This window comes from Micromonospora sp. NPDC049559 (assembly GCF_040676675.1).
Lineage (GTDB): Bacteria > Actinomycetota > Actinomycetes > Mycobacteriales > Micromonosporaceae > JBFAPK01.
In genome coordinates this window covers 15096-37600 of record NZ_JBFAPK010000013.1, presented here as the reverse complement: position 1 = coordinate 37600, position 22505 = coordinate 15096, and the positions used below count along the sequence as shown (strand labels likewise).

General features: G+C 74.2%; 24 protein-coding genes and 1 pseudogene. 14 read left to right on the top strand and 11 right to left on the bottom strand.

Annotated elements, in window-relative coordinates:
• The first annotated feature begins 25 nt into the window (after nucleotides 1-25).
• Nucleotides 26-355 (top strand): PadR family transcriptional regulator, encoded by a 330-nt coding sequence (locus AB0J86_RS16475; RefSeq protein WP_363857810.1) that lies wholly within the window; start codon nucleotides 26-28, stop codon nucleotides 353-355.
• The gene (locus tag AB0J86_RS16470) at nucleotides 352-2529 is read left to right on the top strand and encodes a hypothetical protein (protein WP_363857808.1); all 2178 of its coding nucleotides are present in this window, start codon (nucleotides 352-354) and stop codon (nucleotides 2527-2529) included. Before AB0J86_RS16475 ends, AB0J86_RS16470 begins: the two co-directional genes overlap by 4 nt.
• Nucleotides 2530-2576: 47 nt before the next feature.
• On the opposite strand, the pseudogene AB0J86_RS16465 reads toward AB0J86_RS16470, so the two are convergent.
• From AB0J86_RS16465 to AB0J86_RS16450, 4 genes and pseudogenes are all read right to left on the bottom strand, one after another.
• Nucleotides 2577-2765: pseudogene (locus AB0J86_RS16465) on the bottom strand (ATP-binding protein); the annotation flags it as partial.
• A 1-nt stretch (nucleotide 2766) separates the two neighbouring features.
• The gene (locus AB0J86_RS16460) at nucleotides 2767-3048 is read right to left on the bottom strand and encodes a hypothetical protein (protein ID WP_363857806.1); all 282 of its coding nucleotides are present in this window, start codon (nucleotides 3046-3048) and stop codon (nucleotides 2767-2769) included.
• A gap of 68 nt (nucleotides 3049-3116) precedes the next feature.
• Nucleotides 3117-3335: a hypothetical protein gene (locus AB0J86_RS16455; RefSeq protein ID WP_363857804.1), complete on the bottom strand. Its 219-nt coding sequence runs from the start codon at nucleotides 3333-3335 to the stop codon at nucleotides 3117-3119.
• On the bottom strand, nucleotides 3332-3517 hold the full coding sequence (locus AB0J86_RS16450; protein ID WP_363857802.1) for a hypothetical protein: 186 nt from the start codon (nucleotides 3515-3517) through the stop codon (nucleotides 3332-3334). Before AB0J86_RS16450 ends, AB0J86_RS16455 begins: the two co-directional genes overlap by 4 nt.
• A gap of 235 nt (nucleotides 3518-3752) precedes the next feature.
• On the opposite strand from AB0J86_RS16450, the gene AB0J86_RS16445 reads away from it, so the two are divergent.
• The 3 genes from AB0J86_RS16445 to AB0J86_RS16435 all read left to right on the top strand — a co-directional run bounded on the left by AB0J86_RS16445 (nucleotide 3753) and on the right by AB0J86_RS16435 (nucleotide 5578).
• Complete coding sequence (locus tag AB0J86_RS16445) at nucleotides 3753-4670, top strand: helix-turn-helix transcriptional regulator (protein WP_363857800.1); 918 nt, start codon at nucleotides 3753-3755, stop codon at nucleotides 4668-4670.
• Nucleotides 4663-4863, top strand: coding sequence for a DUF397 domain-containing protein (locus AB0J86_RS16440; RefSeq protein ID WP_363857798.1), 201 nt, complete (start codon nucleotides 4663-4665; stop codon nucleotides 4861-4863). The genes AB0J86_RS16445 and AB0J86_RS16440 overlap by 8 nt, the downstream gene beginning before the upstream one ends.
• A 319-nt stretch (nucleotides 4864-5182) precedes the next feature.
• Nucleotides 5183-5578, top strand: coding sequence for a hypothetical protein (locus AB0J86_RS16435; RefSeq protein ID WP_363857796.1), 396 nt, complete (start codon nucleotides 5183-5185; stop codon nucleotides 5576-5578).
• Between the two features lie 19 nt (nucleotides 5579-5597).
• Here AB0J86_RS16435 and AB0J86_RS16430 read toward each other — a convergent pair whose 3' ends face one another.
• The 6 genes from AB0J86_RS16430 to AB0J86_RS16405 form a co-directional block, all read right to left on the bottom strand.
• The gene (locus AB0J86_RS16430; RefSeq protein ID WP_363857795.1) at nucleotides 5598-6785 is read right to left on the bottom strand and encodes a low temperature requirement protein A; all 1188 of its coding nucleotides are present in this window, start codon (nucleotides 6783-6785) and stop codon (nucleotides 5598-5600) included.
• A 72-nt stretch (nucleotides 6786-6857) separates the two neighbouring features.
• Complete coding sequence (locus tag AB0J86_RS16425) at nucleotides 6858-7472, bottom strand: hypothetical protein (RefSeq protein WP_363857793.1); 615 nt, start codon at nucleotides 7470-7472, stop codon at nucleotides 6858-6860.
• Nucleotides 7469-8851, bottom strand: coding sequence for a hypothetical protein (locus AB0J86_RS16420; protein WP_363857791.1), 1383 nt, complete (start codon nucleotides 8849-8851; stop codon nucleotides 7469-7471). The genes AB0J86_RS16425 and AB0J86_RS16420 overlap by 4 nt, the downstream gene beginning before the upstream one ends.
• Entirely contained in the window at nucleotides 8848-9648 is an 801-nt protein-coding gene (locus tag AB0J86_RS16415) for an ABC transporter ATP-binding protein (RefSeq protein WP_363858012.1), read from the bottom strand. Before AB0J86_RS16415 ends, AB0J86_RS16420 begins: the two co-directional genes overlap by 4 nt.
• Nucleotides 9649-9724: 76 nt before the next feature.
• Nucleotides 9725-10519, bottom strand: a complete 795-nt coding sequence (locus tag AB0J86_RS16410; RefSeq protein ID WP_363857790.1) for a zf-HC2 domain-containing protein — start codon at nucleotides 10517-10519, stop codon at nucleotides 9725-9727.
• Nucleotides 10516-11067 carry an RNA polymerase sigma factor gene (locus AB0J86_RS16405; protein ID WP_363857788.1) on the bottom strand — a complete coding sequence of 184 codons (552 nt, stop codon included), beginning with the start codon at nucleotides 11065-11067 and terminating at the stop codon, nucleotides 10516-10518. The genes AB0J86_RS16410 and AB0J86_RS16405 overlap by 4 nt, the downstream gene beginning before the upstream one ends.
• Nucleotides 11068-11381: 314 nt before the next feature.
• On the opposite strand from AB0J86_RS16405, the gene AB0J86_RS16400 reads away from it, so the two are divergent.
• From AB0J86_RS16400 to AB0J86_RS16370, 7 genes are all read left to right on the top strand, one after another.
• Entirely contained in the window at nucleotides 11382-13955 is a 2574-nt protein-coding gene (locus tag AB0J86_RS16400; protein WP_363857786.1) for a tetratricopeptide repeat protein, read from the top strand.
• Between the two features lie 163 nt (nucleotides 13956-14118).
• The gene (locus AB0J86_RS16395) at nucleotides 14119-14571 is read left to right on the top strand and encodes a peptidase inhibitor family I36 protein (RefSeq protein WP_363857784.1); all 453 of its coding nucleotides are present in this window, start codon (nucleotides 14119-14121) and stop codon (nucleotides 14569-14571) included.
• A 147-nt stretch (nucleotides 14572-14718) separates the two neighbouring features.
• Nucleotides 14719-16518, top strand: a complete 1800-nt coding sequence (locus AB0J86_RS16390) for an ATP-dependent DNA helicase RecQ (protein ID WP_363857782.1) — start codon at nucleotides 14719-14721, stop codon at nucleotides 16516-16518.
• 159 nt (nucleotides 16519-16677) lie between these two features.
• Nucleotides 16678-17181 carry a hypothetical protein gene (locus AB0J86_RS16385; protein ID WP_363857780.1) on the top strand — a complete coding sequence of 168 codons (504 nt, stop codon included), beginning with the start codon at nucleotides 16678-16680 and terminating at the stop codon, nucleotides 17179-17181.
• A 169-nt stretch (nucleotides 17182-17350) separates the two neighbouring features.
• Nucleotides 17351-17773 carry a hypothetical protein gene (locus tag AB0J86_RS16380; RefSeq protein WP_363857778.1) on the top strand — a complete coding sequence of 141 codons (423 nt, stop codon included), beginning with the start codon at nucleotides 17351-17353 and terminating at the stop codon, nucleotides 17771-17773.
• A gap of 293 nt (nucleotides 17774-18066) precedes the next feature.
• Entirely contained in the window at nucleotides 18067-19071 is a 1005-nt protein-coding gene (locus AB0J86_RS16375; protein WP_363857776.1) for a zinc-dependent alcohol dehydrogenase family protein, read from the top strand.
• Nucleotides 19072-19168: 97 nt separating this feature from the next.
• Complete coding sequence (locus AB0J86_RS16370; RefSeq protein WP_363857774.1) at nucleotides 19169-19996, top strand: methyltransferase domain-containing protein; 828 nt, start codon at nucleotides 19169-19171, stop codon at nucleotides 19994-19996.
• A gap of 130 nt (nucleotides 19997-20126) precedes the next feature.
• Here AB0J86_RS16370 and AB0J86_RS16365 read toward each other — a convergent pair whose 3' ends face one another.
• The gene (locus tag AB0J86_RS16365; protein WP_363857772.1) at nucleotides 20127-20921 is read right to left on the bottom strand and encodes an SDR family oxidoreductase; all 795 of its coding nucleotides are present in this window, start codon (nucleotides 20919-20921) and stop codon (nucleotides 20127-20129) included.
• Nucleotides 20922-21031: 110 nt separating this feature from the next.
• On the opposite strand from AB0J86_RS16365, the gene AB0J86_RS16360 reads away from it, so the two are divergent.
• Both AB0J86_RS16360 and AB0J86_RS16355 read left to right on the top strand, forming a co-directional pair.
• Nucleotides 21032-21379 (top strand): helix-turn-helix transcriptional regulator, encoded by a 348-nt coding sequence (locus tag AB0J86_RS16360; protein ID WP_363857770.1) that lies wholly within the window; start codon nucleotides 21032-21034, stop codon nucleotides 21377-21379.
• A complete protein-coding gene (locus AB0J86_RS16355; RefSeq protein ID WP_363857768.1) occupies nucleotides 21376-22494 on the top strand; it encodes a hypothetical protein in 1119 nt (372 codons plus the stop codon). The genes AB0J86_RS16360 and AB0J86_RS16355 overlap by 4 nt, the downstream gene beginning before the upstream one ends.
• Nucleotides 22495-22505: the final 11 nt, after the last annotated feature.

Below are 22505 nucleotides of genomic sequence, written 5' to 3'. Positions count from 1 at the left end.
CACAGCCCTATGTAGAGTCTCGCGCATGGGTAACGACGTACGGGTCACCACGGCCGTGGCGCGGGTGCTCGCCGCGTTCCTCGCCGATCCCGCGGCCGAACGCTACGGCCTGGACCTGATCGGCGCGACGGGGCTGCCGAGCGGCACGATCTATCCGATCCTGGTCCGGCTGGAACAGGCCGGTTGGGTCGACCGCGCCTGGGAGGAGATCGACCCGGTCGCGGCGGGGCGGCCAGCCCGGCGCTACTACCGGCTCACCGCCGACGGCCTGGCCCGGGCCCGGGTCGAACTCGCCGCGCTGCACCAGCAGCTCAGCCCGGCGCGATCGGCGAACACGAAGCCGAGGACGGCGTGACCGGCGCGGGCGGGCACGACCCGGCCAACGACGAAGTTCGCGGGCGCGGCCTCGCCGATCGGCTGCTGCGGGTGGCGAGCCGCCGCTGGCCGGTCGAGCTGCGCGAGGCGATGCTCGCCGAGTGGCGCGCCGAACTGGCCGCGATCGGCGCCGACCGTACCCTCCGCCGACTGGTACGGGTGCTGCGGCGGCTCCGGTTCGCGCTGAGCCTGGCCGGCTCCCCGCCGGTCGAGGACGAGCAGGGGGTGCCGCGCGGCTGGCGCGAGCTGCTGCCGGAGTTCGGCAAGGGGCTGCGGCCGGTGCTGATGCTGCTCGGCGCGACCCTGCTCTGCGACCTGCTCGGCTGGGGCGCACGCGACGTCAGCGCCGCGGTCCTGGCCGGGGTACGCGGCGGACCGCCCAGCTTCTCCCGCGACGGGATCGACTGGGCCGGCAACGTCGCCACGCTCGCCGGCCTCGTCCTGGCCACCGGCCTGGCCGCCCTGGTCGGGGCCGCGCTGGGCCGGCGGCTGCCGGTCGCCTGGGCGCACCGGGGCCGGCTCGGTGCGGCCGGTTCCGCGCTGGTGGCGCCGCTGGTGCTGGCCGCCGGCATGGGCGCGCAGAACGCGCTCTGGTGGGCGCAGCAGGACCCCGGCGTGGACGACGGGACGGTCACGGTGCTGGCGGCTGAAACGGGCCCCGCCCTGCTGCTCTGGGCCGCGCTGATCGTGCCGGTGGCGGTGCTCACCGTACGGCTGGTCGAGCGCGGGCGGCGCGGCCGGGGCTGGCTGGTCGGGGTGGTCGGCGGGCTGCTCGCGCTGGAGTTCGCGGCGGTGCTGGCCGGCCGGCACGTGGCGGCCGTGGAGGGGCTCAGCCTCACCACCTCGCCCTGGTGGTTCCCGCTCAGCCTGCTGGAGACGTACGGCGGCGGGATCCGGTTCGGCCCCGTCGAGCAGGGCTCGGTGGCCTCCGAGACGGTCGTCGACATCGTCGCCGGCACCCTGCGACCGCTGCTGACCGCCACCGCGTTCGTGCTGCTCTACGGAGTACGGGCCGCCCGCGCCACCACCGCCGACCGGGCCGCCCGCGCCACCACCGCCGCCCCCACACTGACCCCGGCGGACGGGGCGGCGGTCGCGCCACCCGCGCCGGTCACGGTACCGCCGGGACACCGGCGCCTCGGGCTCGTGGCGCTCGCGGCCGGGCTGGCCCTGTGGGCGTACGCCGCGACGATCCTCACCCCGCAACTGGCCGAGGTGGCGCGGGTCGACGCGGTACAGAGCTGGGAGCTGCACCTCTGGGTGCAGGAGCTGCGCGAGGCGGCGATCGTGCTCGGCGTACTCGGCCTGGTCGTGGCCGCCGCGACCCGGGGGCCGGTGCTCCTGCCGGGCCTGCTCGTCGCCGCGCTGCTGGTCACGGTGGACTCGGTGCTCGACACCGTCGACGCGGGCGGTCCGGCCGCGCTGGCCGGGGCGCTCGCGCTCGCCGCCGGGGTGGCCGGTGCCGGCCGGTGGGCGGTCGGCGCGCTGGCCGGCCAGCGCGGGGTGAGCGAGGCGGAGGTACGACGGCGCCTCGCCTGGGTGGCGGCGGCGGCCGCCCTGCTCGCCCCGGCGCCGCTGATGCCCGCCGCCATGGCGGGCTCGCTCACCCCGGTCGGCTACCCGGCCGTCACCGCCGCCCTCGCCGGGCTCCTCGCCGCCCTCGCGGCGGCCGGAGCGCTCGCCGCCCGACCGGGGCGGCTGCCGTCACGGCTGGCGGTACCGCTGGTCGCGGCGCCGGGCCTGCTGCTGGCCACGCTCGGCGCGCTCACCACCACCGTACGGCTCGACTACTCGGTGACGCTGGGGCTGCCGCTCGTCGCGTACGCGCTGGCGCTGGCGACCGCGCGCCGCGAACGCTGGGCGGTCCCGCGCTGGGTCGGGATCGCGCTCGGCGCCGCGCTGCTCGGCCTGCCGGCGGTCTACGTCCAGCTGGCGCTCGGCGTCCCCGCCGGCATGCCGCTGATCCGGGCCGCCGGTTACGGCAACCCGGTCGACGGCCTGCCGTACTTCCCGGGCGCGGTGATCCTCGCCCTGCCGGTGGCCGCGCTGGTCGCCCGCCTGGCCGCGTCCGCCTCCCACACGGCCGACGGGGCGCCGGCCCGAGCGGCCGGGCGGTCCGGGGCGCCGGCCGGGCCCGACCCCGACCCGGCCTGACCGACCGGTTCCACGGGCCCGACCGGTTTCGCGGTCCCGGCCGCCTCCGGGCCGACCACGGGTCCGGTGTTCGCGACGACCAGGCTGGCCCGCCCGTCGGCGCCGGACGTGCTCACCCACACCTCGCCACCGGCCACGTTGTACCGCAGCGCGTTCTCCACCAGGTTCCCGACGAGACGTTCGAGCAGCAGCGGGTTGCCCGAGGTCGGGGCGGACGACAGGGCCGTTTCGTGGCGGTCAGCTCCGCGCCCAGATCCACCAGCCCTGCGCGTAGCCGCCGCTGCCGTTCTCGTACCGGCAGTAGTGGGCGCGACCGTCGATGTGGTCCCACCAGACGGCCCGGTGGTTGCATTCGCTCTGGGTCGGGAACGGGCCCTCGACGAGGAAGTCCAGCACCACCACGTCCCCCGCGACGACCGCGCCGGCGGGCGGGGCGGCCTGCGCCGCGGTCGCCGTCAGGGTGGGCGCCGCCACGGCCGCCGCGAGCAGCGCTCCGGCGGCGAGCTTACGTACCTGCATGGACTTCTCCTTCGAGTCGGGTCTTGTCCGAAAGGGGTGCGGACGACCGAGTCGACCATCGGGTCCTTTCAGCCCTGGCTCAGATCCCTTTCACCGCGCCCCTGGGCCCGGTCCGGTACGGCGAGACGACGCCGGGGCTCGGGCTTCTCGTTGCGCAGGTGTTTCTCCTTGTGCTGGCGTACCTCCTCGTCCCAGACCTTCTGGTCGTAGTCCGGGTCGGGCGGGATCCACCTGTGCGAGCCGTCGCTGTAGTGGAACCGCTCGTCGCCGGGGCGCAGGATGCTCACGTCGGCCAGTGCCCCTGGTTGATCGGCCAGTGCCGCCGGCTGATCGGAAGCGGGTGCCGCACGTGGCACGGCAGCTCCGATCCGCAGCGGCAGATCCGCCGCCAGCGCCGCCAGGACCAGACCGGGCGGTGCCGCCGCGCGAGGTCCAGCGCCACCGCCAAGAGATATTGCTCGTACGTCACCCGCTTCACACGATCCCTCCGTGGAAATTGCGCCGCCCCGCCCACGCGCACCGCGCCATGAGCGGGACAGCGACTTATCGGTGCGCCGAGACAAGGCGACCGGGACTGAATCGTCCGGCCACCCACGTTCCAGCATGGACACCCCTTGCGCCGGCATTGCCGGGCTAATTAGGCTCGATTCGCATCGACACTTCCGGGGCGGCGATTATGTGACACGACGAACGGAATCCGCCCCATGTTGCACAAGAAATGGCGGCGATGTTGCATGGCGGATGAAACACTCGGGTCGACGGTTCCACGCCGGCAGCTCGGCCGGCTGCTGGCCCGACTCCGCGAGGAAGCCCTGATCACGGTCGACGCGACCGCCGAGGCGATGGACTGCTCCCGACAGAAGATCTGGCGCATCGAGAAGGGCCTGGTCCCGGTCCGCACCCCCGACGCCAAGGTCCTCTGCGACCTGTACGAGGCGTCGGACGAGGTACGAGAGCAAGTGACCACCCTGGCCAAGGAAAGCCGCGCCAATGGCTGGTGGCAGTCGTACGGCGAGTCCATCCCGTCCCGAATCTCGACTTATGTGGACCTCGAAACCGCCGCATCACGAATGCGCTATCACGCCTCGCACCTCGTTCCCGGCCTGTTACAGACTCGCGAATACGCGGTGAGCGTGTTCCGCCGGGAACAGCCGGCCTGGAGCGAGGAGCAGATTCAGCAAGGAATCCAGTTCCGCCTACAGCGCCAACGGGTGCTTGATCGCCGGCTGCCACCGGCTCCCCGGCTGGATCTGATTCTCAGCGAGGCGGTACTCCGGCGGCCGTCCCCCACGCGACCCGCGATGGCGAGACAGTTGCAGCATCTGCTCGATTCAATGGAGCGGCCCAACGTCTCGATCCACGTGCTGGCCTTGGCCGCCGGCCCGCCGATGGGGGCAGAATGCGGCTGCTTCATCATCCTCGACTTCCCGCCGAGCCGGGGAAGGAACACGGCCGAGCCGACCACTGTGTACATCGAGAGCATCACCGGCGCGCTCTACCTCGACAAGCCAGCGGAGGTAGCGGCATATGACAGGGTCTGGCGCAGCCAACAAGATCTGGTGCTCAATGAGGAAGCATCAAGAGATCTGATTCTGAAGATTATGAAGGAGTATCATGAGTAACCAGCCTCAGGCCCGGTGGCGGAAGAGCAGCCGCAGCACCAGCGGCGGTGAGTGTGTCGAGGTGGCTGGGGACCTGGGCGGGCTGGTGGGCGTACGCGACAGCAAGGACGCCTCGGGTCCGGTGCTGGCCTTCGCCCCCCGGAGCTGGACCGCCTTCGTGGCCGGCGTCAGGACCGGCCACTTCGCGCGCTGAACTCCGCAGGCGTGATCGGAACCTCGTCCGCCTTCACCTGCACCTCGAATGATCGAGGCGAGCGCCGGCAAGATCCGCACAAATTCGGAGAATTAGTGGCCGACCCGCGCCCCGAAGGGCGTAATTCTCTGAATTTGTGTCGATCTTGCTGGACTCGATCTTGCTGGGCCGGCTACCCGCTGAATCCCGCAGGCAGCCGTGAACGGAACCGGTGTATGTGGTCATCGGCCGGCGGTCCTCCCGTTGGTACGCTTCCCGCCCTTGATCGCCATCGGGAAGGGTGGCGGTCCGGTGTGGAGAGCCCGAGCGGGGAGACGCGTTGAGCGCTGAAGTGACCGTACCGCCGGACGCGGAGCACGAGACCGAGCCGGCCGGCCCGTCGGAAACGAACGCCGAGGACCGGGACCGGTACTGGCGGGAGGTCGGGCACCGGCGGTGGGAGGAGCGCTGGGCGGAGTACGCCGCCGGCTACGGCATCGTGGTCGGTCGGCTCGGGCCCGACGGGGACGGTCAGGTCTCCTGCACGAACATGGTCAGGTCGGATGGCGACTCCGAGCCCGAGCGGACCGTCCTGCTGGAGGTGCACCAGCCCGACGCCACCGCCGACGGGTACGGCTGGGGCCAGGTCATGCTGAGCCTGCAACAGGCCCACTACCTGCACCAACGTCTGGGCCGGCTGCTCTACCAGGCCACGTACGGCGGAGAACTGGAGTGACCTGACCGCCCCCGTCGCGTCACCGCTCGGCACCGGCGGTGCGGGAGCGGCTCTGCCCCCGAATCTGGGCGGTCTTCGCGGATGCGATGCCCAGGAGAATTCCGTCGATCACCGCCGCGACGCCGAGCGGTGGCAGATGCGACAGGGCCGGAGCCACGGCCAGGATGGCGAGCAGGCCGAGAAGTAGCCGCCACGGGATGGGGACCTTGATTCCCCTGACGCGGGCCATCCATACCGTGAGCACGGCGAACAGGATGCGCCCGAGCAGGAACACCGCCGGTCCGGCGGTCAGCCCCACCACCCAGGCGCCCGGGGTCGGGGCGGCGGGATGGCGAATGGCCAGTTCGGCGCCGACGGCGGTCAACACGGCGCCGGCGATCATGATCAGATGGGCGTGCGCGACGAGCACCGCCAGCTGGCCGGACTTCCTAGCGTGCTCAAGGCCGGGCCCGAGCCAACGGCCGGAGCGGACGAAGTAGATCCGCCACATCAGCACGGTGTTGACGAAGACCAGCACGAACGCGACGGTTTGCGGCGAGCTGAAGTCGACGCTGCGGTACGCGAGCGCGGCCACCAGGATGATCTCGCCGAGCGCGACGATGAACATCTGCCGGAACCGTTCCGACAGATGTTCACCGAGCACGCGCAGTTCCTCGGGCGGAGTCCGGCCCCGCCCGGGCACCGGATAGCCGAACCAGCCGACCGCGTAGTCGACGGCGAGGGCGACCGCCCAGAGCACCAGTTGCGTGGTGCCGCCCAGGAACGCGCCGACCATCAGCGGCACGCCGGTCACGCCGAACCAGACCACCACCCGCAGGCTCCGGTAGCGCAGCTGGTGGCCCTTCAGTGCCCAGGCGAGCAGCAGTCCACGACCGACGTGCACGGCCACGTACGCCCCGGCGAAGACGATCGCGTTCGGCCCCTCGAACGCGGTCGGAATGGTGAGCGCCAGCAGCAGGCCACCGAGCATGACGCCGAGCACGAGTAGCTGGATCACCGGCTCGTCGGGGTCGAACCAGTTAGTCGTGTAGGCGGTGACGGTGAAGACCCACCAGACGGCGGCCAGCAGCACCATCGCGCGCAGGGCGTTTCCCCAGCTGACGTCGGCGGCGATGCGCTGCGACAGCCGGGTCAGCGCGACGATGAAGGCCAGGTCGAAGTAGAGCTCGAGGAACGAGGGCCGCTGGAGACCTTCGCGGGTCCGCACGACGCCGATCCTGGCCATGCTCCACGCTAACAGTCATTTCCTACTATTACCTCTAAAACATCCCGCAATCGGTCAATGATCGGGGGCCGTCTCGACGGCCGGGTGGCGGGGCAGGCCGCGCAGGGCGTACGCGACCAGGCCGGCCACGGCCAGCAGCGCCGCGAAGACCGTCGCGGCGGTGCTGCCGGCGGGCTGCACGAGCCAGCCGGCGACCTGCCACCTCAGCTTCGTGCTGGGCCCCACGAACGGCAGGATCGTGACGAGGGTCCAGGTCAGCGGGGCGATCCAGGAGCGCGCGGGGCCGAGCAGCGCGGCCCCCAGCGCCGTGAGCCCGAGGATTCCCACGGTGTCGCGCAGCACCACGGTCAGTGGCGCGAAGCGTGCGTCGGTGACCGTGCTGAGCAGCAGCAACCCGGTGATCGCGGACGCGGTGAGCAACAGGTGCGCGGCCCGGCGCACCGGCCAGTTGACCGACGCGGTGCGGTCGAGCGCGTCGTCCGCGCCGCCGAGCGTCGGGGTGAACGCCGCCACCGCGAGCATCACGGTGAGGCTCACCAGCCGGGCGTTGACGGTCCGCTCGTCGGAGTACGCCAGCCACAGCGCCCACACCAGCGCGGTCGCCGCCGTCGCGAGGCCCAGCGCGAGCGGCACCCGGCGGGAGCGCAGGTAGAGCCGGAGCCACCTCACGGGGTCTCCCCGGGCAGGATCGACACGAGCACGTCGGTACGGCAGTCCAGCGCGGCGTCGCGGGCCGCCACCATCCGGCGCAGCTGCTCGTCCGGCGGCAGCGCCGTCAGCGCCCGGTAGCCGGCCTCCACCCGGGCCTGCTCCTCGGGTTGCCACCACACCTCGGGGACGGGTGGTTGACCGGTCAGCCAGGCGGCGGCCACCACCCGGGCGAGGTGCGCGTCGCCGCCGTGCTCCGCCTCGTCGCCGCAGTCGCGCTGCCACGCCGCCGTCAGCAGGTACGGCAGGAAGGGTTCCTTCGAGAAGTCGGCGCGGCCGGTACCTCCGATCAGGGGATTGGCGAAGACGAGCGCGTCGGCCGGCGGCTTGGGCCCGATCCGCACCGGGTCCTGCGGTTCCCAGAAGGTGGAGATCTCGCGGCTCTCGATCGCGCGGGTGGGTGCGTCGGGCAGCTTCGCCGCCATGAGGGCCAGTGCCTGGCGGACCGGGCCGACCACGTCGGGCAGCAGCGCGGCGTGCACCCGGGTCACGCAGACCTGCCGGCCGTCGTCGTCGCAGACCAGCTCGACGGCGCTCGGGTCGAGGACGGGCGCCGCGTCGTAGCCGCCCGCGGGCATGAGCGGTACCGCCACCGCGCCGCCCAGCATCGCCGGGAGTACGGCCAGCGCGACCGCCCGGCGGCGGACCGCGCCCAGCAGCAGCAGTCCGGTGGCCGCGAGCGCCGCCAGCCACAGCGCCTGGGTCAGGTTGACCCGCGCCGCGACCGTCTGGAAGTCGTCGACGCCGCGGCTGAAGACCGGGCTGAGCAGCAGCGCCGTCGGATCGGGCGTATCGCCGTCGAGGCCGGAGGCGCTCATCCAGTCCGGCAGCAGCCCCACCACGGCGACCGCGACCACGGCGAGGGCGGGCGCGGTGACCAGCCGGGGCACGGCCCGGCCGGCGGCCATGCCGAGCCAGCCGGCGGCGACCAGCGACAGGGCGCCGACGGCGGTGACCGCGATCGTGGCGATCGGGAAGTACCGCGCCGTCGGCGCGACCCAGGCCGCCCCGACGAGGAACATCAGGACGTACGCGCCGACCAGCGTGATCGCCAGTGCGCCGGCGGTCGGCAGGACGCGCTGCCAGCGGGGCCGGGCGGTGCTGGCGAACAGCTCGCCGACCCGGCTGCGCGCGTCACGCCGGCCCAGCCACGCCCCGCCGGCGAGCGCCAGCGGCCACATCAGCATCAGCATCATCCGGGCGGAGACCGCCAGCTGCATCCACCGCCCCGCGAAGCCCTGCGGAAACGACAGCAGCAGCGCGGTGGCGACCAGCAGCGACAGCAGGGCGACGGCCGCGGCCGAGGAGCGGCGCAGCTCGGTGCCGACGATCCGGATCACGCCGTCACCTGCGCCCGGTGCGCGCGCAGCAGCGCCGAGTAGCCGCGCTCGGCGGCACTGTCCCCGGCGTCGCCGGTGCCGCCCTGCTCCGCCAGCTGCGCCGGGCTGCCCTGCCAGACCAGCCGCCCCTCGTTGACCAGCACCACGTCGGTGCAGGCAACCGCGACGTCCTCGACCAGGTGGGTGGAGACCAGCACGCAGCTGTCCACGCCCAGCTCGCGCAGCAGCTCCCGGAAGTGCAGGCGCTGCTCGGGGTCCAGGCCGACGGTCGGCTCGTCGAGCAGCAGCACCTGCGGGTCGTTGACGATCGCCTGGGCGATGCCGGCGCGGCGCAGCATGCCGCCGGAGAGCGTCTTCATCCGGGAGTCGGCCCGGTCCGCGAGGCCCACCCGTTCGACGGCGCGCTGCACCGCACCGGGGATGACCGCCTTCGGCATCTCCTTGAGCCAGGCCATGTACTCGACGAACTCCCGCAGCGTGAAACGTGGGTAGAAGCCGAAGTGCTGCGGCAGGTAGCCCAGGCCACGCCGTACCCGGCGCAGGTCCGAGCGGCCGGTGACCTCCTCGCCGAGCAGGCTCAGCCGCCCGTCGGCCGGGTCCACCACCGTGGCCAGGGCCCGCATCAGCGTGGTCTTGCCGGCCCCGTTGGGGCCGAGCAGCCCGTGCACGCCGGTGCCCAGCGCCAGGTCGAGCCCGTTGACCGCGAGGTGCCGTCCGGCCCGGACGACCAGCCTCTCGGCGTGCACGGCCCAGGCGTAGCTGGTCGGTGCGGTCTCCGCCGCGCTGACCGCGCGCATCATGATCTCTCCATTCGTCGGGTGGCGGGCAACGCCACCGGCCAGGGGATGTTTCGGAACGGGACGCGGTGCCGGATCAGATCCGGCCCGCGCCGAGACGACGGTGGTCGGCGGCCCGGACCAGGACCAGCGCCGTCAGCGCCACCGTGAGCAGCGCCCAGCCGGGCCAGCTGCCGCCCTCCAGGACGGCCGGGAGCCGCCGGCCGGCCAGGCTCGGCAGCACCACCGCGACGGACCAGCCGGTCGCCAGTCCGATCGCGGCCCGGTCCACGCCGACCAGCCCGCCCAGGGCCAGGCTCCCGGCCGCGAAGGCCAGGCAGGGCAGCAGCCACAGGGCCGGCGAGTGACCGGTCAGCCAACCCGCCACCGCCAGCACCGGACCGACCGCCGCCAGCACCGCCAGCGTGCGGCGCAGCAGCAGCCACAGCCCGCGCCGGGGCACGGTCGCCATCAGTTCCCAGGCGGGGTCGGTACGCCGGCTCCACGCCGCGGCCACCGGCAGCAGCGGCGCCACGGGCGCCACCAGCAGCACCAGCGAGGGCAGGCTCCGCACGGTCTGCTCGAAGGCGAGCGCGGCGAGGATCAGCCCGACCGCCGTGGCGAGCCAGGGCAGGATCCGCGCGGTCACGCCGGTGGGCCGCAGCCGCCGCCGGCGGGTCGGGCCCGGCCCGGCGGCGATCCCGGCCGCGATCCCGTCGCCCACGAGGTCCAGCAGGTCCCGGGTCGCCGGGCCGACGGCGTCCGCCAGCAGCGCCCGGCAGGCGGCGCAGGACTCCAGGTGCGCCTCCACCGCCCAGACGGTCGCGTCGTCGACGCCGGCGCCGCCCGCGGCGTACCGGGAGATCAGAACGGGGGTCGGATGGGTGTTCATGACAGCGCCTCCCGCAGCGCGATCCGGGCCCGCCGCGCGCGGGTCTTCACGGTGCCCTCCGGCACGCCGAGCAGCAGCGAGGTCTCCCGCGCGGTCAGCCCGTCGAGAACCATGGCGTGCAGCACCTGGCGCAGCTCCGCCGGCAACGCCAGCAGGGCCCGTTCCAGGTCGGCGTCGATGCCGCCGGCCAGCGCCTCCTCCTCGGCGGCCGGGGCCACGGTCGGGAAGGTCTGCACCGTGGGGACCCGCTCCTGCCGGGCCCGGCGGCGGAACGCGTCGACCAGCCGGTGGGCGGCGATCGTCCACAGCCAGCCCAGGGCGCTGCCCCCGGTGGAGGCGTGCGCCTGGCTGCCGGCCGAACGCCAGACCGCCAGGTACGTCTCCTGGAGCACCTCGGCCACCACGTCCCGGTCCGCGCAGCGCCGGCGCAGCCGTACCGTCAGCCAGGGCGCGGTACGGCGGTACAACTCGTCGAAGGCACGCCGGTCGCCCCGCGCCACGCGACGCAGCAGCTCACCCTCGTCGAGCCCGTCCAAGCTTCGCCTCACACCGGGCTTGACGACGCGTACCCGCGCCGGAGTTCTCCCCGGACCGTGACCCGCGTCACATCAACCGCCAGTCGGACGGCCCGCCCGTTCCGTCACCGCCCGCGCCCGGCGCGCGGTGGCCTCCGGCGCACCGGGGACGACTCGCCCGGGTCGGGTCCGCGCCAAACATTCATTGTTTCAAAAAGCGCACGTCACGTCCCGTCGGAGGGTATCGGCGTCGCCACGAGATGTACGCGGACATGTACGATCGCCGAGATGCCGCCGCAGACGGCTGGTATACCCACACGGGGGCGTTCGATCGACGGGTTGGACGGGTGACAGATTCGGTGCCCGGACCGGACCGGGTCCGGACCCCGGAGGAGTTCGTCGCGGGACTGCGCCAGGTCAAGGCGTGGACGGGACTGTCCTACCGGGACCTCGCGCGGCGTGCCCGGGCCAACGGCGACGTGCTGCCCGCCAGCACCGTCGCCTCCGCCCTCAACCGCGCCTCGCTGCCGAACCTCGAACTGGTCACGGCGCTGCTGCGGGCCTGCGGCGGCGGCCCCGAGACGACCGGGCGCTGGATCTCCGTCTGGCAGGAGCTGGCCCGCTCGGCCGCCGACCGGTGGCAGGGGCTCGCACCGGCGGAGCAGCAGCCGGTCGCCGGGGCCGAGCCCGCCCGGACGGACGGCCCGTCACCGGCACCGGAACGGCTGCCCAGCCCGTGCCTGCTGCCGCCCGACCGGCAGCACTTCGTCGGCCGGGCCACGGAGTTCGCCGCCGCCTGCGAACTGCTCCGGGCCTCCCCGGGCGGCCCGACGACGCTGCTGGTCACCGGGCCGGCGGGGGTCGGGAAGACCACCTTCGCGGTACGGCTGGGGCACGCCGTCGCCGCGCACTTCCCCGACGGGCAGCTCTACGTCGACCTGCACGGCGCCGGCCCGGAGCCGGCCGCCCCCGCCGCCGTGCTCGGCACCTTCCTGCGGGCGCTGGGCGTGCGCGGCGGCACGCTTCCGGCGGAGCCGGCCGACCGCGTCGACCTCTACCGGACGCTGCTCGCCCGGCGGCGGGTGCTGGTGGTCCTCGACAACGCGGCCAACGCCCGGCAGGTCGAGGTGCTGCTCCCCAACGGGTCGGGCTGCGCGGCCGTGGTGACCGGCCGCACGACCCTGGCCGAGCTGGAGGGGGTCAGGATGCCGCTCGGGGTACTCGGCCGCGAGCAGGCCCTCACCCTGCTCGGCCGGATGGTCGGCGAGGAGCGGACCCGCGCCGAGCCGGAGTCCGCGACCGCGATCGTGGACACCTGCGGCCGGCTGCCGCTGGCGGTCTGGGTGGTGGGCGCCCGGCTCGCCGCCCGGCCGCACTGGTCGCTCTCGGCGATGGCGCGGGCGCTCGGCGACGAGCACCGCAAGCTCGACGAGCTGGTGGTCGGCGACATCGCGGTACGGGCCAGCCTGGAACTGAGCTACCACGGGCTCGATCCGCGGGCGCGGTACGCGCTGCGGCTGCTCAGCCTGCTTGACGCGCCGGACTTCGCGCCGTGGGCGCTGGCCGCCCTGCTCGACACGGCGCCCGTGGCGGCGGAACGGCTCCTCGACGACCTGGTGGAGGTGCACCTGGTCGAGCCGGAGCCGCGCGACGGCACCGCCCGGTACCGGCTGCACGACCTGGTCCGGGCCTTCGCCCGGGAACGGGCGCTGCGCGACGACCCGCCCGCCCGGCGGGCGGAGGCGCTGGAACGGCTGCTCGGCGCGAGCCTGCACCTGGCCGAGACCGCGGCGGCCCGGCTCAGCGCCGACTTCCAGGGCATCGGCAAGCACCGGACGCCGCACTGGTCGCTGCCGGCCGGCGACGTCGAGCAACTGCTGGCCGAGCCGCTGACCTTCTTCGACGTCGAACACGCCTTCCTCCTGGCCATCGGGGAGCAGGGCCTGGACGGGCCGGCCGTCGGCCTGGCGGCCGGCCTCGCCACCGCGCTGACCACCTTCTTCCAGATCCGCAGCCACTTCGACGACTGGTACCGGTTGCAGGACCGCGCGCTGGTCGCCGCCCGCGCGGCCGGCGACCGGATGGCGAGCGCCAAGCTGCACCGGGCGCTCGGCGAACGGGCGACGATCCTGGACCGGTACGAGGAGGCGGTGAAGCACTTCGAGCGGTCCCTGGAGTGCGGTCCCGACACCGACCCGACGTACACGGCGAGCGCCACGGCCGGGCTGGCCTACGTGCACCGCCTGCTCGGCCGGTACGACTCCGCGACCACCTACTTCACCCGCGCCATCGAGCTGGCGGTGAGTACCGGCAACGTCAACTGCCTGATCTACGCGAGCAACGGGCTCGGCGTGGTGCAGCTCGAACGCGGCGAGTTCGCCGGCGCCCTGGACCGGTTCACCCGGTGCCTGCACCTGAGCCGGGAGGTCGGGTACCGTCCCGGCGAGGCGCAGGCGTACCGCTGCCTCGGGCAGACCCACCGCGCGCTCGGGGAGTACGACCTCGCCGCCGGGCACTTCGCCCAGGCGGCGGCGATCAGCGCCTCCCTCGGCGACCGGCTCGCCGTTACGCACGCCAAGTGCTGGCTCGGCGACGTACGGGTGCGGCAGGGCCGGCCCGGCGAGGGCCGCCGGCTGCTCGCCGAGAGCCTCTGGACCTACCGGGAGTTCGCCAACGCCTGGGGCGAGGCGGCGGCGCTGTACGGGCTGGCCGGGGCGCAACTGGCCGCCGGGCGGCCGGCGCGGGCCCGGGCCCGGGCGCTGGCGGCGGTGCGGATCTGGCGCGGCATCGGCGCGCCGTACTGGCTCGCCACCGGCCTGGAACTGCTCGCCGAGGCGTGCCGGGCCGACGAGGACGAGCCCGCCGAGCGGGCGGCGCTGGCCGAGGCGCGGGCGCTACGGGAGCCGCAGCCGACGGCCTGACCTGGGCGGAGGTCGCGCACCCGGGGGCGTACGCGGGTGTACGGAACCGTACGGAACCGACCGGAACGGCTGACAGGCACCAATTGCACCGGAAACATTGCCGGCGGTGAATGACCGCCATGGTCGCGAGTGAGCGCGGCCCGCACCGGATCGGAGACCCACCGTGAAGCGACGTCTGCTGACCCTGCTCACCGTCGGCGCCACCACGTTGACCACGGCCCTCGTGGCCACCCCCGCCCAGGCAACCGCCTACCGGGACTGCCCCTACCCGTACGTCTGCCTCTACTCCGGCACGTACTCCGCCGGTACGAAGCTCGTGCAGTTCCAGGACGCGATCTACCAGAACCTGCCCTCGAACCGGCAGAACCAGGCCGACTCGGTGGTGAACACCCGCAACGACGACTCGGTCTGGCTGCTCGACACGGGGACCAGCCCGGACCGCTACCTCTGCATCCCCGCCAACGCCCGGGTGAACCTCGGCGACTACACCCACCCGAACGGCACCTGGGCCAACGACGTGGACACCATCCGGATCTGGGGCGACCCGGACAACGGCAAGTGCAGCGGCACCAGCTCGGTGCAGCAGGGCACCGTACCGGACGGCTGGCGCGGCTGACCGGCCCCTGCGGACCGCCGGCGGTCCCGGCTAATCGACGCCACCGATCCCGCCGGGACCGCCGGCCCCCGGCGCCGGGGCAGGGCCGTGGCCGGGGCACGCCGCCGCCGTTTCGCGGTCACCCGGGTGGGGTACCTCCGGCGACCAATGAAACTGCCACTGCACTCGACCCGGCTGCGCCGCGCGGCGCGGCAACACTTCGGCTGGCGTTCGCTGCGCCCGCACCAGCTCGCCGCCATGCGGGCGGTGATGAAGCGGCGGGACGCGCTCGTCGTCCTCCCCACCGGGGCCGGCAAGTCCGCCGTCTATCAGGTACCGGCGGCGCTGCTGCCCGGACCCACGGTGGTGATCTCCCCGCTGCTCGCGCTCCAGCAGGACCAGATCGCCGCGCTCAACGACCGGGACGCCGGACCCGACGGCGGCGGCGGCCGTGGCGGCCGTGGTGGCGGACGCGACGGCCGTGGAGCGGGACGCGGCGGCGTACGGCTGCGCGCGGTGCGGATCAGCTCCGCCGAGACGCCGAACCAGCAGGCGGCGGCGCTGCGGGAGATCGAGCGCGGCGAGGCCCGGTTCCTCTTCATCACCCCGGAGCAGCTGGCCAACCCGCAGCGGCTGGCCGAGGTGCGGGCGCTGCGCCCGGCGCTGGTCGCCGTGGACGAGGCGCACTGCATCTCCGCCTGGGGACACGACTTCCGCCCCGACTACCTCGCCCTCGGGCAGCTGATCCGCGGACTGGGCCGGCCGCCGGTGGTCGCGCTGACCGCCACCGCCTCCCCACCGGTACGCGACGACATCGTCGCCCGGCTCGGGCTGAACGACCCCCGTACCGTCGTCGGCGGCCTGGACCGGCCCAACCTCTTCCTCGAGGTCGCGCACTGCGCAACCGAGGAGTACCGCTGGCGACGGCTGGTCGCCCTGCTCGGCGGCGACGAGCGGCCCGGCATCATCTACGTGCCGACCCGGCGGGCGGCCGAGGAACTGGCCGGCCGGCTCGACGACGCCGGCTACGAGGCGCGGTTCTACCACGGCGGGATGCCCACCGGGGCCCGCGAGGAACTGCACGAAGAGTTCCTCGCCGACCGGGTCCCGGTGATGGTGGCGACCTCCGCGTTCGGCATGGGCATCGACAAGCCCAACATCCGCTGGGTGGCGCACCTGGCCCTGCCCGACTCTCCGGACAGCTACCTCCAGGAGATCGGCCGGGCCGGCCGGGACGGCGCGCCCGCACGCGCGCTGCTGCTGTGGCGGCCCGAGGACATCGGGTTGCAGCGCTACTTCACCGGCGGTACGCCCGACGCGCGGGAGCTGACCGAACTCGCGGCGGCGCTGCGCGAGGGGCCGATGACCCGGACCGCGCTGCGGGAGCGCAGCGGGCTCGGGGCCCGCAAACTCGGCCAGCTGCTCGCGCTGCTGGAACAGGTCGGGGCGGCCGGAACCAGCGGGCCGAACCAGCGGGTGACCAGCCCGCCGTACGCACCCGTACCGGCCGAGGCGGCGCGGGCCGCGGTGGCCGAGGCGGAGCGCCAGCAGGCGGTGCAGCGCTCGCGTACCGACATGATGCGCGCCTTCGCCGAGACGACCGGCTGCCGCGGTCAGGCGCTGCTGGCCTACTTCGGCGAGCAGCTGGGCGACCCGTGCGGCCACTGCGACAACTGCCACGCCGGCACGAGCACCGCCGACGACCGGGCGAGCGGCCCGTTCCCGGTGCACAGCACCGTACGGCACCCCGAGTGGGGAGCCGGGCTCGTGCTCGGGTACGAGGAGGACCGGATGACCGTCCTCTTCGACGACGTCGGCTACAAGACGCTCTCGGTACCGGTGGTCAGCGAACAGGGCCTGTTGACCCCGGAGCCGGCGCCGGCCCCGGACCAGGGCGGGTCGCCGCCGCCCCGGAAGCGGCGCGCGTCACGGCCCCGACGGGACCGGCGTGCGTCGGCGGCCGCCTGACCCGGAGCTGCACTAGCCTGTCCGAGATCGCGGGGGTGGCGACTCGTCCGGCCGGGCGGCTCGTTCTGCCGTGTGACGTGGATTTCGCGAGCTGCCGTGAGTCGTGGACTCGCGACGGTCGCACTTTTCGGGATGCCAGTAGTGGAGAGGGGCACAGCCGTGACGGACGTTCCGGTGTTCACGGAGTTCGGATTCTCCGACGAGGAGTGGGGACTGCTCGTCGGCCTGCCGCAGTCGGTGCTGACCGCGGCCAGCGCGGCCGAGTCGGACGGCTCGCGCCGCACCATGGCGGAGAACGCGGCCGGGCTCGACGCCATCGCCGCCGGCCGGGAGTCGGCGAGCCCGCTCGTCGCCGCCGTCGCCGACGAGGTGGTCTCCCGGGTCGGCGACCCGGAGGAGGGCGAGGAGTTGCCGGCGATCGAGCCCGCCGACCCGGGCGCGATGATCGCCGATGTGCTGCAGCGCGCCCGTACCGCCGCGGGGCTGCTGGCGGGCAAGGTCGACGAGGGCGAGGCCGGCGCGTACAAGCACTGGCTGGTCGAGGTCGCCGAGCAGGTGGTGACCGCCGCGCCGACCGGTGGGCTGCTCGGCCTCGGTGGGGACATCGTCACCGAGTCGGAGCGCCGCTTCCGGGACCAGCTGGCCGAGGTACTCAACGACTAGGCGCTCCGCCCGCCCATGCACCATCCCCGCGCGCCATCCCCGTCGATCTAGGGCAAATCCTCGTGCTTTGATCTTCAATCACGACGATTTGCCCTAGATCGACGAGCGGGGCGGCGCCCGCGCGACCCCGGTGTACGGGCCGGTGCGGGCGCCCGCACAATGGGCAACCGTGACGAGCGAACCCTCCGGGCCGGACGCGCCGGCGAGCCCCACCACCGACCCCGAGCCGACGCCCGGCGCGACCACCGGGGCCGAGCCCGCGATGGACGCAACCGAGGCCGCGACGGGTGGAGCCGAGGCCGAGCAGGCGACGGGCCCGGCCGAGCCGGCGGCGACGCTGGCGATCACCACGCCCCCGAGCGCGACGAAGGTGCGCATCGACACCCCGGGCGCCAGCATCGAGATCGAGGCGCACGAGCCGCTCGGCAACGTGGTGGAGACCGCCCTGCGGCTCTTCCACGAGGCCGGCGGCTGGCCGCAGCAGAACACCCGCGCCGCCGGGTTCGCCCAGAGCGAGCGCCGGGACACCCCGCCGGCCCAGGCCAGCTCGATGCCGTACGCCCCGGGCGCGTACCCGGTCCAGTACCCCTGATCCTCGCGCGGCCCTTGATACCCGGCCGGGAATATAACCAGCCCGGCATCCGACCATCGCCCCGTCCCGACGCCGCCGCGGAACCTGCACCGCCGCGGAACCTGCACCGCCGCGGGCCCTGCGCCGCCGCCGGGGACCGTGAGATCGCGCAGGAGCGGGGAAACAGTGGCGTCGCGGGCACGACGAGGGGCCAGTTCCCCGGCAGTTGTGTGGATCATGGCGACCGGGGAAAGCGCTCGGGGCCCGACCGGTCCGACCGGTCCGACCGCGGCGACTGCGAAACGAGGTGGCACATGCGCGCGGTACTGCTGGAGGAGTTCGGCGACCCGCCGGCCCTGGGCGAGATCGACAGACCGGTGCCCGGGGCGGGGCAGGTGCTGGTACGGGTCCGGGCGAGCGGCGTCAACCCGCTGGACCTGAAGCTCGGCGCCGCCACCGTCGTCAGGGGCGGGGCGCAACTGGCCCGACCGACCCGGCTGCCGGCGGTACTCGGCATCGACCTGGCCGGGGTGGTGGCGGAGGTCGGCCCCGGCGTCGCCGGCTTCTCCCCCGGCGACGCGGTCTACGGGATGGCCGGTGGCGTCGGGGACCTGCCGGGGTCGCTGGCCGAGTACGCGGCCGTCGACGCCCGCCTCCTCGCCCACAAGCCGGCCGAGTTGGACATGCGCTCGGCCGCCGCCCTGCCGCTGGCGATCGTCACGGCCTGGGAGGGGCTGGTTGACCGGGCCCGGGTGGGCGCGGGCCACCGGGTACTCGTGCACGGCGGGGCCGGCGGGGTCGGGAACCTGGCCGTCCAGCTCGCCCGCGCCCGCGACGCAGAGGTCTTCGCCACCGCGTCGCCGGGCAAGCTGGAGACCGTCGCCCGCCTCGGCGCCACACCGATCGACTACACGACCACCTCCGTTGAGGAGTACGTCGCCCGGCACACCGGCGGCGAGGGGTTCGACGTCGTCTTCGACACGATCGGCGGTACGACGCTCGACGCGTCCTTCGCCGCCGTACGCCGGAACACCGGCCACGTGCTGAGCGCGCTCGGCTGGGGCACCCACGACCTCGCGCCGCTGTCGTTCCGGGGCGCCACGTACTCCGGCATCTTCGCGCTCGCGCCGCTGCTGACCGGTACGGGGCGCGAGCACCACGGCGAGATCCTGCGCGAAACGGCGGCCCTGGCCGACGGCGGCTGGCTGCGGCCGGTGGTCGATCCCCGGCGGTTCGGGCTCGCCGACGTCGGCGACGCGCACGCCGCGCTGGGCACCGGCACGGCCGTCGGCAAGGTGGTCGTCGAGATCGAGGAGTGAGCCGCCGTCGGGAGCGCCGGGTCGGGCCGGTGGCGCCGGCGCCACCGGCCCGGTAATCGGATTGCCGACCGGACGGCGCGCGGACCAGGATCGGACGATGATCAGACCCGAGGTACTGGACTACTACCGGCGCGGCGGCGAGCGGGTACGCCTGGAGACCGGCGCCGCCAACCGACTGGAGTACCTGCGCACCTGGGACCTGCTGACCCGGGTCCTGCCGCCGGCCCCGGCGCGGATCATCGACGTGGGCGGCGCCACCGGCGTCTACGCCCGACCGCTGGCCGACGCCGGCTACCGGGTACGGCTCGTCGACCCGGTCCCCGAGCACGTCGCCGCCGCGGCGGGGATCGCCGGGGTGACCGCCGTACTCGGTGACGCCCGCGAGTTGCCGGCCGAGGACCGCGACGCGGACGCCGTGCTGCTGCTCGGGCCGCTGTACCACCTGCCCGACCGGGCCGACCGGCTGCGCGTCTGGCGGGAGGCGGCGCGGGTGGCCCGGCCCGGGGCGCCGGTGGTGGCGGCGACGATCAGCCGCTTCGCCTCCCTCTTCGACGGCTTCGTCAAGGGCTTCGCCGCCGATGCGCGGTTCCGGCGGATGGTCGAGCGGACGCTGGCCGACGGCCTGCACCGCAACCCGGACGACCAGGCCCAGTGGTTCACCACCGCCTACTTCCACCACCCGACGGAGATCCCGGGCGAGGTGACGGAGGCGGGCCTGGCGCTGGAGCGGATCGTGAGCGTGGAGAGTCCACTCTGGATGTCCGGCCCCCACCTCGACGAGATCCTGGCCGATCCGGAGCACACCGCCCGGATGCTCGACGCGCTGCGCCGGGTGGAGGACGAGCCGAGCCTGCTCGGCGCGAGCAGCCACCTGCTCACCGTGGCCCGCCCCGGACCGGTACCGCCACCGGCGAACCCGACCTGACCGGCGCCCGCCGCTGACCGGCGCCCGGACCGCCGCCGGCGCGCCCGCGCTTGACCGGCGCCCGGACCGCCGCCGGGGCGCCCGTGCCTGACCGGCGCCCACGCTTGACCGGCGTCCGAGCCGGGGCGGCTCAGTCGATGGTGTGCCCGCCGTTGACGGTGATCCGTTCGCCGGTGACGAAGGCGGCGGCGTCCGAGGCGAGGAAGGCGACCACGGCGGCGACCTCCTCGGGCGTACCGATCCGGGCCAGCGGCACCTCGGCGGCGTAGCCGCGCAGCGCGCTCTCCGGCGTACCGGCGTGCCGCTCGACCGGGATCCAGCCGGGCGCGACCAGGTTGACGGTGATGTTGAACGGGCCCAGCTCGCGGGCCCAGGTGCGGGTGAGGCCGAGCTGCGCCCCCTTCGCGGCGACGTACGCCGACCAGCCGGGCAGGGCCCGCTCGAACATGTCCGAGCCGATCTGGATCACCCGTCCCCGCCCGCGCGCCTTCATGGCGGGCAGCACCTCGCGCAGCAGCAGGGTCGGGCTCTTGACGAAGAACGACAGCTGGTCCAGGTGGGCCTGCCAGGTCAGCTCCTCGACCGGTACCTCGGGCTGCGGGCCGGTGGCGTTGGCGACCAGCACCTCCACCGGACCCAGCCGCTCGGTCACGCGGGCGACCAGTCCGGAGACGCCGGCCTCGTCGGTCACGTCGGCCGCGAACGCCTCGGCGGTACCGCCCGCGGCCCGGATCTCGGCGACCACCCGTTCGGCGGCCTCGGCCCCGGCGCGGTAGTTGACGGCGACCGGCCAGCCCTCGGCGCCGAGCCGCCGGGCGAGGTACGCGCCGAGGCCACGGGAGGCGCCGGTGACGAGGGCGGTACCGCGAGGTGCGGCACCGATGTGGACGGTACCGACGCGGGCGGTGCCGGGGATATCTCGCACTCGGGGACCTCCGGGCTGATCAGGGGCTCGACGCCGGCCGACGCGTTGATCGCCAAAACTACCCGCCGCAGAGGTCTTTATATATCGTGCATCGGTATATGCTCCTCGACGTGACCGACAAGCCACTCACGGAACCGACGTTCCTGATCCTCACCGCGCTGGCCGAGACACCCCAGCACGGCTACGGCGTGATCGAGGACGTGCTGCGCATCTCCGACGGCCGGGTACGGCTGCGCGCCGGCACGCTCTACGCCGTCCTCGACCGGCTCCGGGTCGAAGGACTGATCGAGGTGGACCGCGAGGAGGTGGTGCAGTCCCGGCTGCGCCGCTACTACCGGCTCACCGCCGTCGGTGCCCGCCGGCTCGCCGAGGAGGCCGCCCGGCTGCGGCACCACGCGAACCAGGCCGGCGCCCGGCTGCGCCGCAGCGGCCTGCTGGCCGAGGGAGGTCTGGCATGAGCGGACACGACCTGGAACGGCGCTACCGCCGACTGCTCGCGGTCTACCCCTGGGAGCACCGCCGGCGGTACGAGGAGGAGATGCTCGCCGTGCTGCTGGCGAGCGCCCGGCCGGACCAGCGCCGACCGGGCCTGGCCGAGAGCGCCAACCTGATCCGCTCCGGTCTGCGGGCCCGGCTGGGCACCACCGCACGGGGACTCGCCGGCCCGGGCTGGGCCGACGGCGCGGCGGTGACGGGCCTGCTCGCCGCCCTCGTCCTCGTCGCGCTGGGCGGCTTCGCGCTGACGCGGCTGGCGAGCCAGCCCGCCTCCGAGCCGGAACTTTCCCCGTACTTCGTGGGGCATCTCGACGCCGCCGACTGGCTGCACCTGATCGGTTGGGGTGCCGTCTGCGTCGGTGTGCTCGCCGGGCTACCCCGTACCGCGGCAGCGCTCGCCTGGGCCGCCGTCGTCGCCCAAGCCGTCGTCCTGCCGGGGCAGTACCAGACCAACCCGGTCACGACGGTCAACTCGCTCTGGCAGTTCGCGCTCGCACTGGTCGCGGCGGCGGCGCTGACGGTACCGGCGCCCCGACGTCGCGCGCTCGCCGCACTCGGCGCGCGCCGGCTGCTCGCGGTCGCCCTGGCCCTGGCGCTGGTCGACGGGCTGTTCCTGGTGAGCCGGTTCAAGGAGGTCGAGACGCTCGGCCCCGGCGCCGGCAGCTATCACGTCCTGGGCGTCTACGCGCCGCTTGACGGGGCGAGCCGCGCGGAGCTGATCTCGTTCTCCGCGCTGGGCGGCTGGCTCAACCTGGCGGGCGTCGCCGCCGCCGGGCTGACCCTGCTCGTCGCGGTCGCCACCCTCGCCGGACCGGTGCGCCGCCGCGTCGCCGCGCTGCTGGCACCGGTCGCCGCGCTGGTGGTCCTGGTGGATTCGACGCTGGACGGATGGGCCAGCTCGAACAGCTATCTGGACCACCACGTTGGCCTGGTTCCGGCACAGTGGACGGTGCTGGTCGCCGCGCCGCTGCTCACCTTCGCGCTCGGCGTGCTGCTGGTGCGGCGGCGGGAGCACACCCTGCAGATGGTGGCGCTCGGTCGGGCCGCCGACCGGGAGGGATCGGTGGCCGACTCCTGACGACGCCCCGT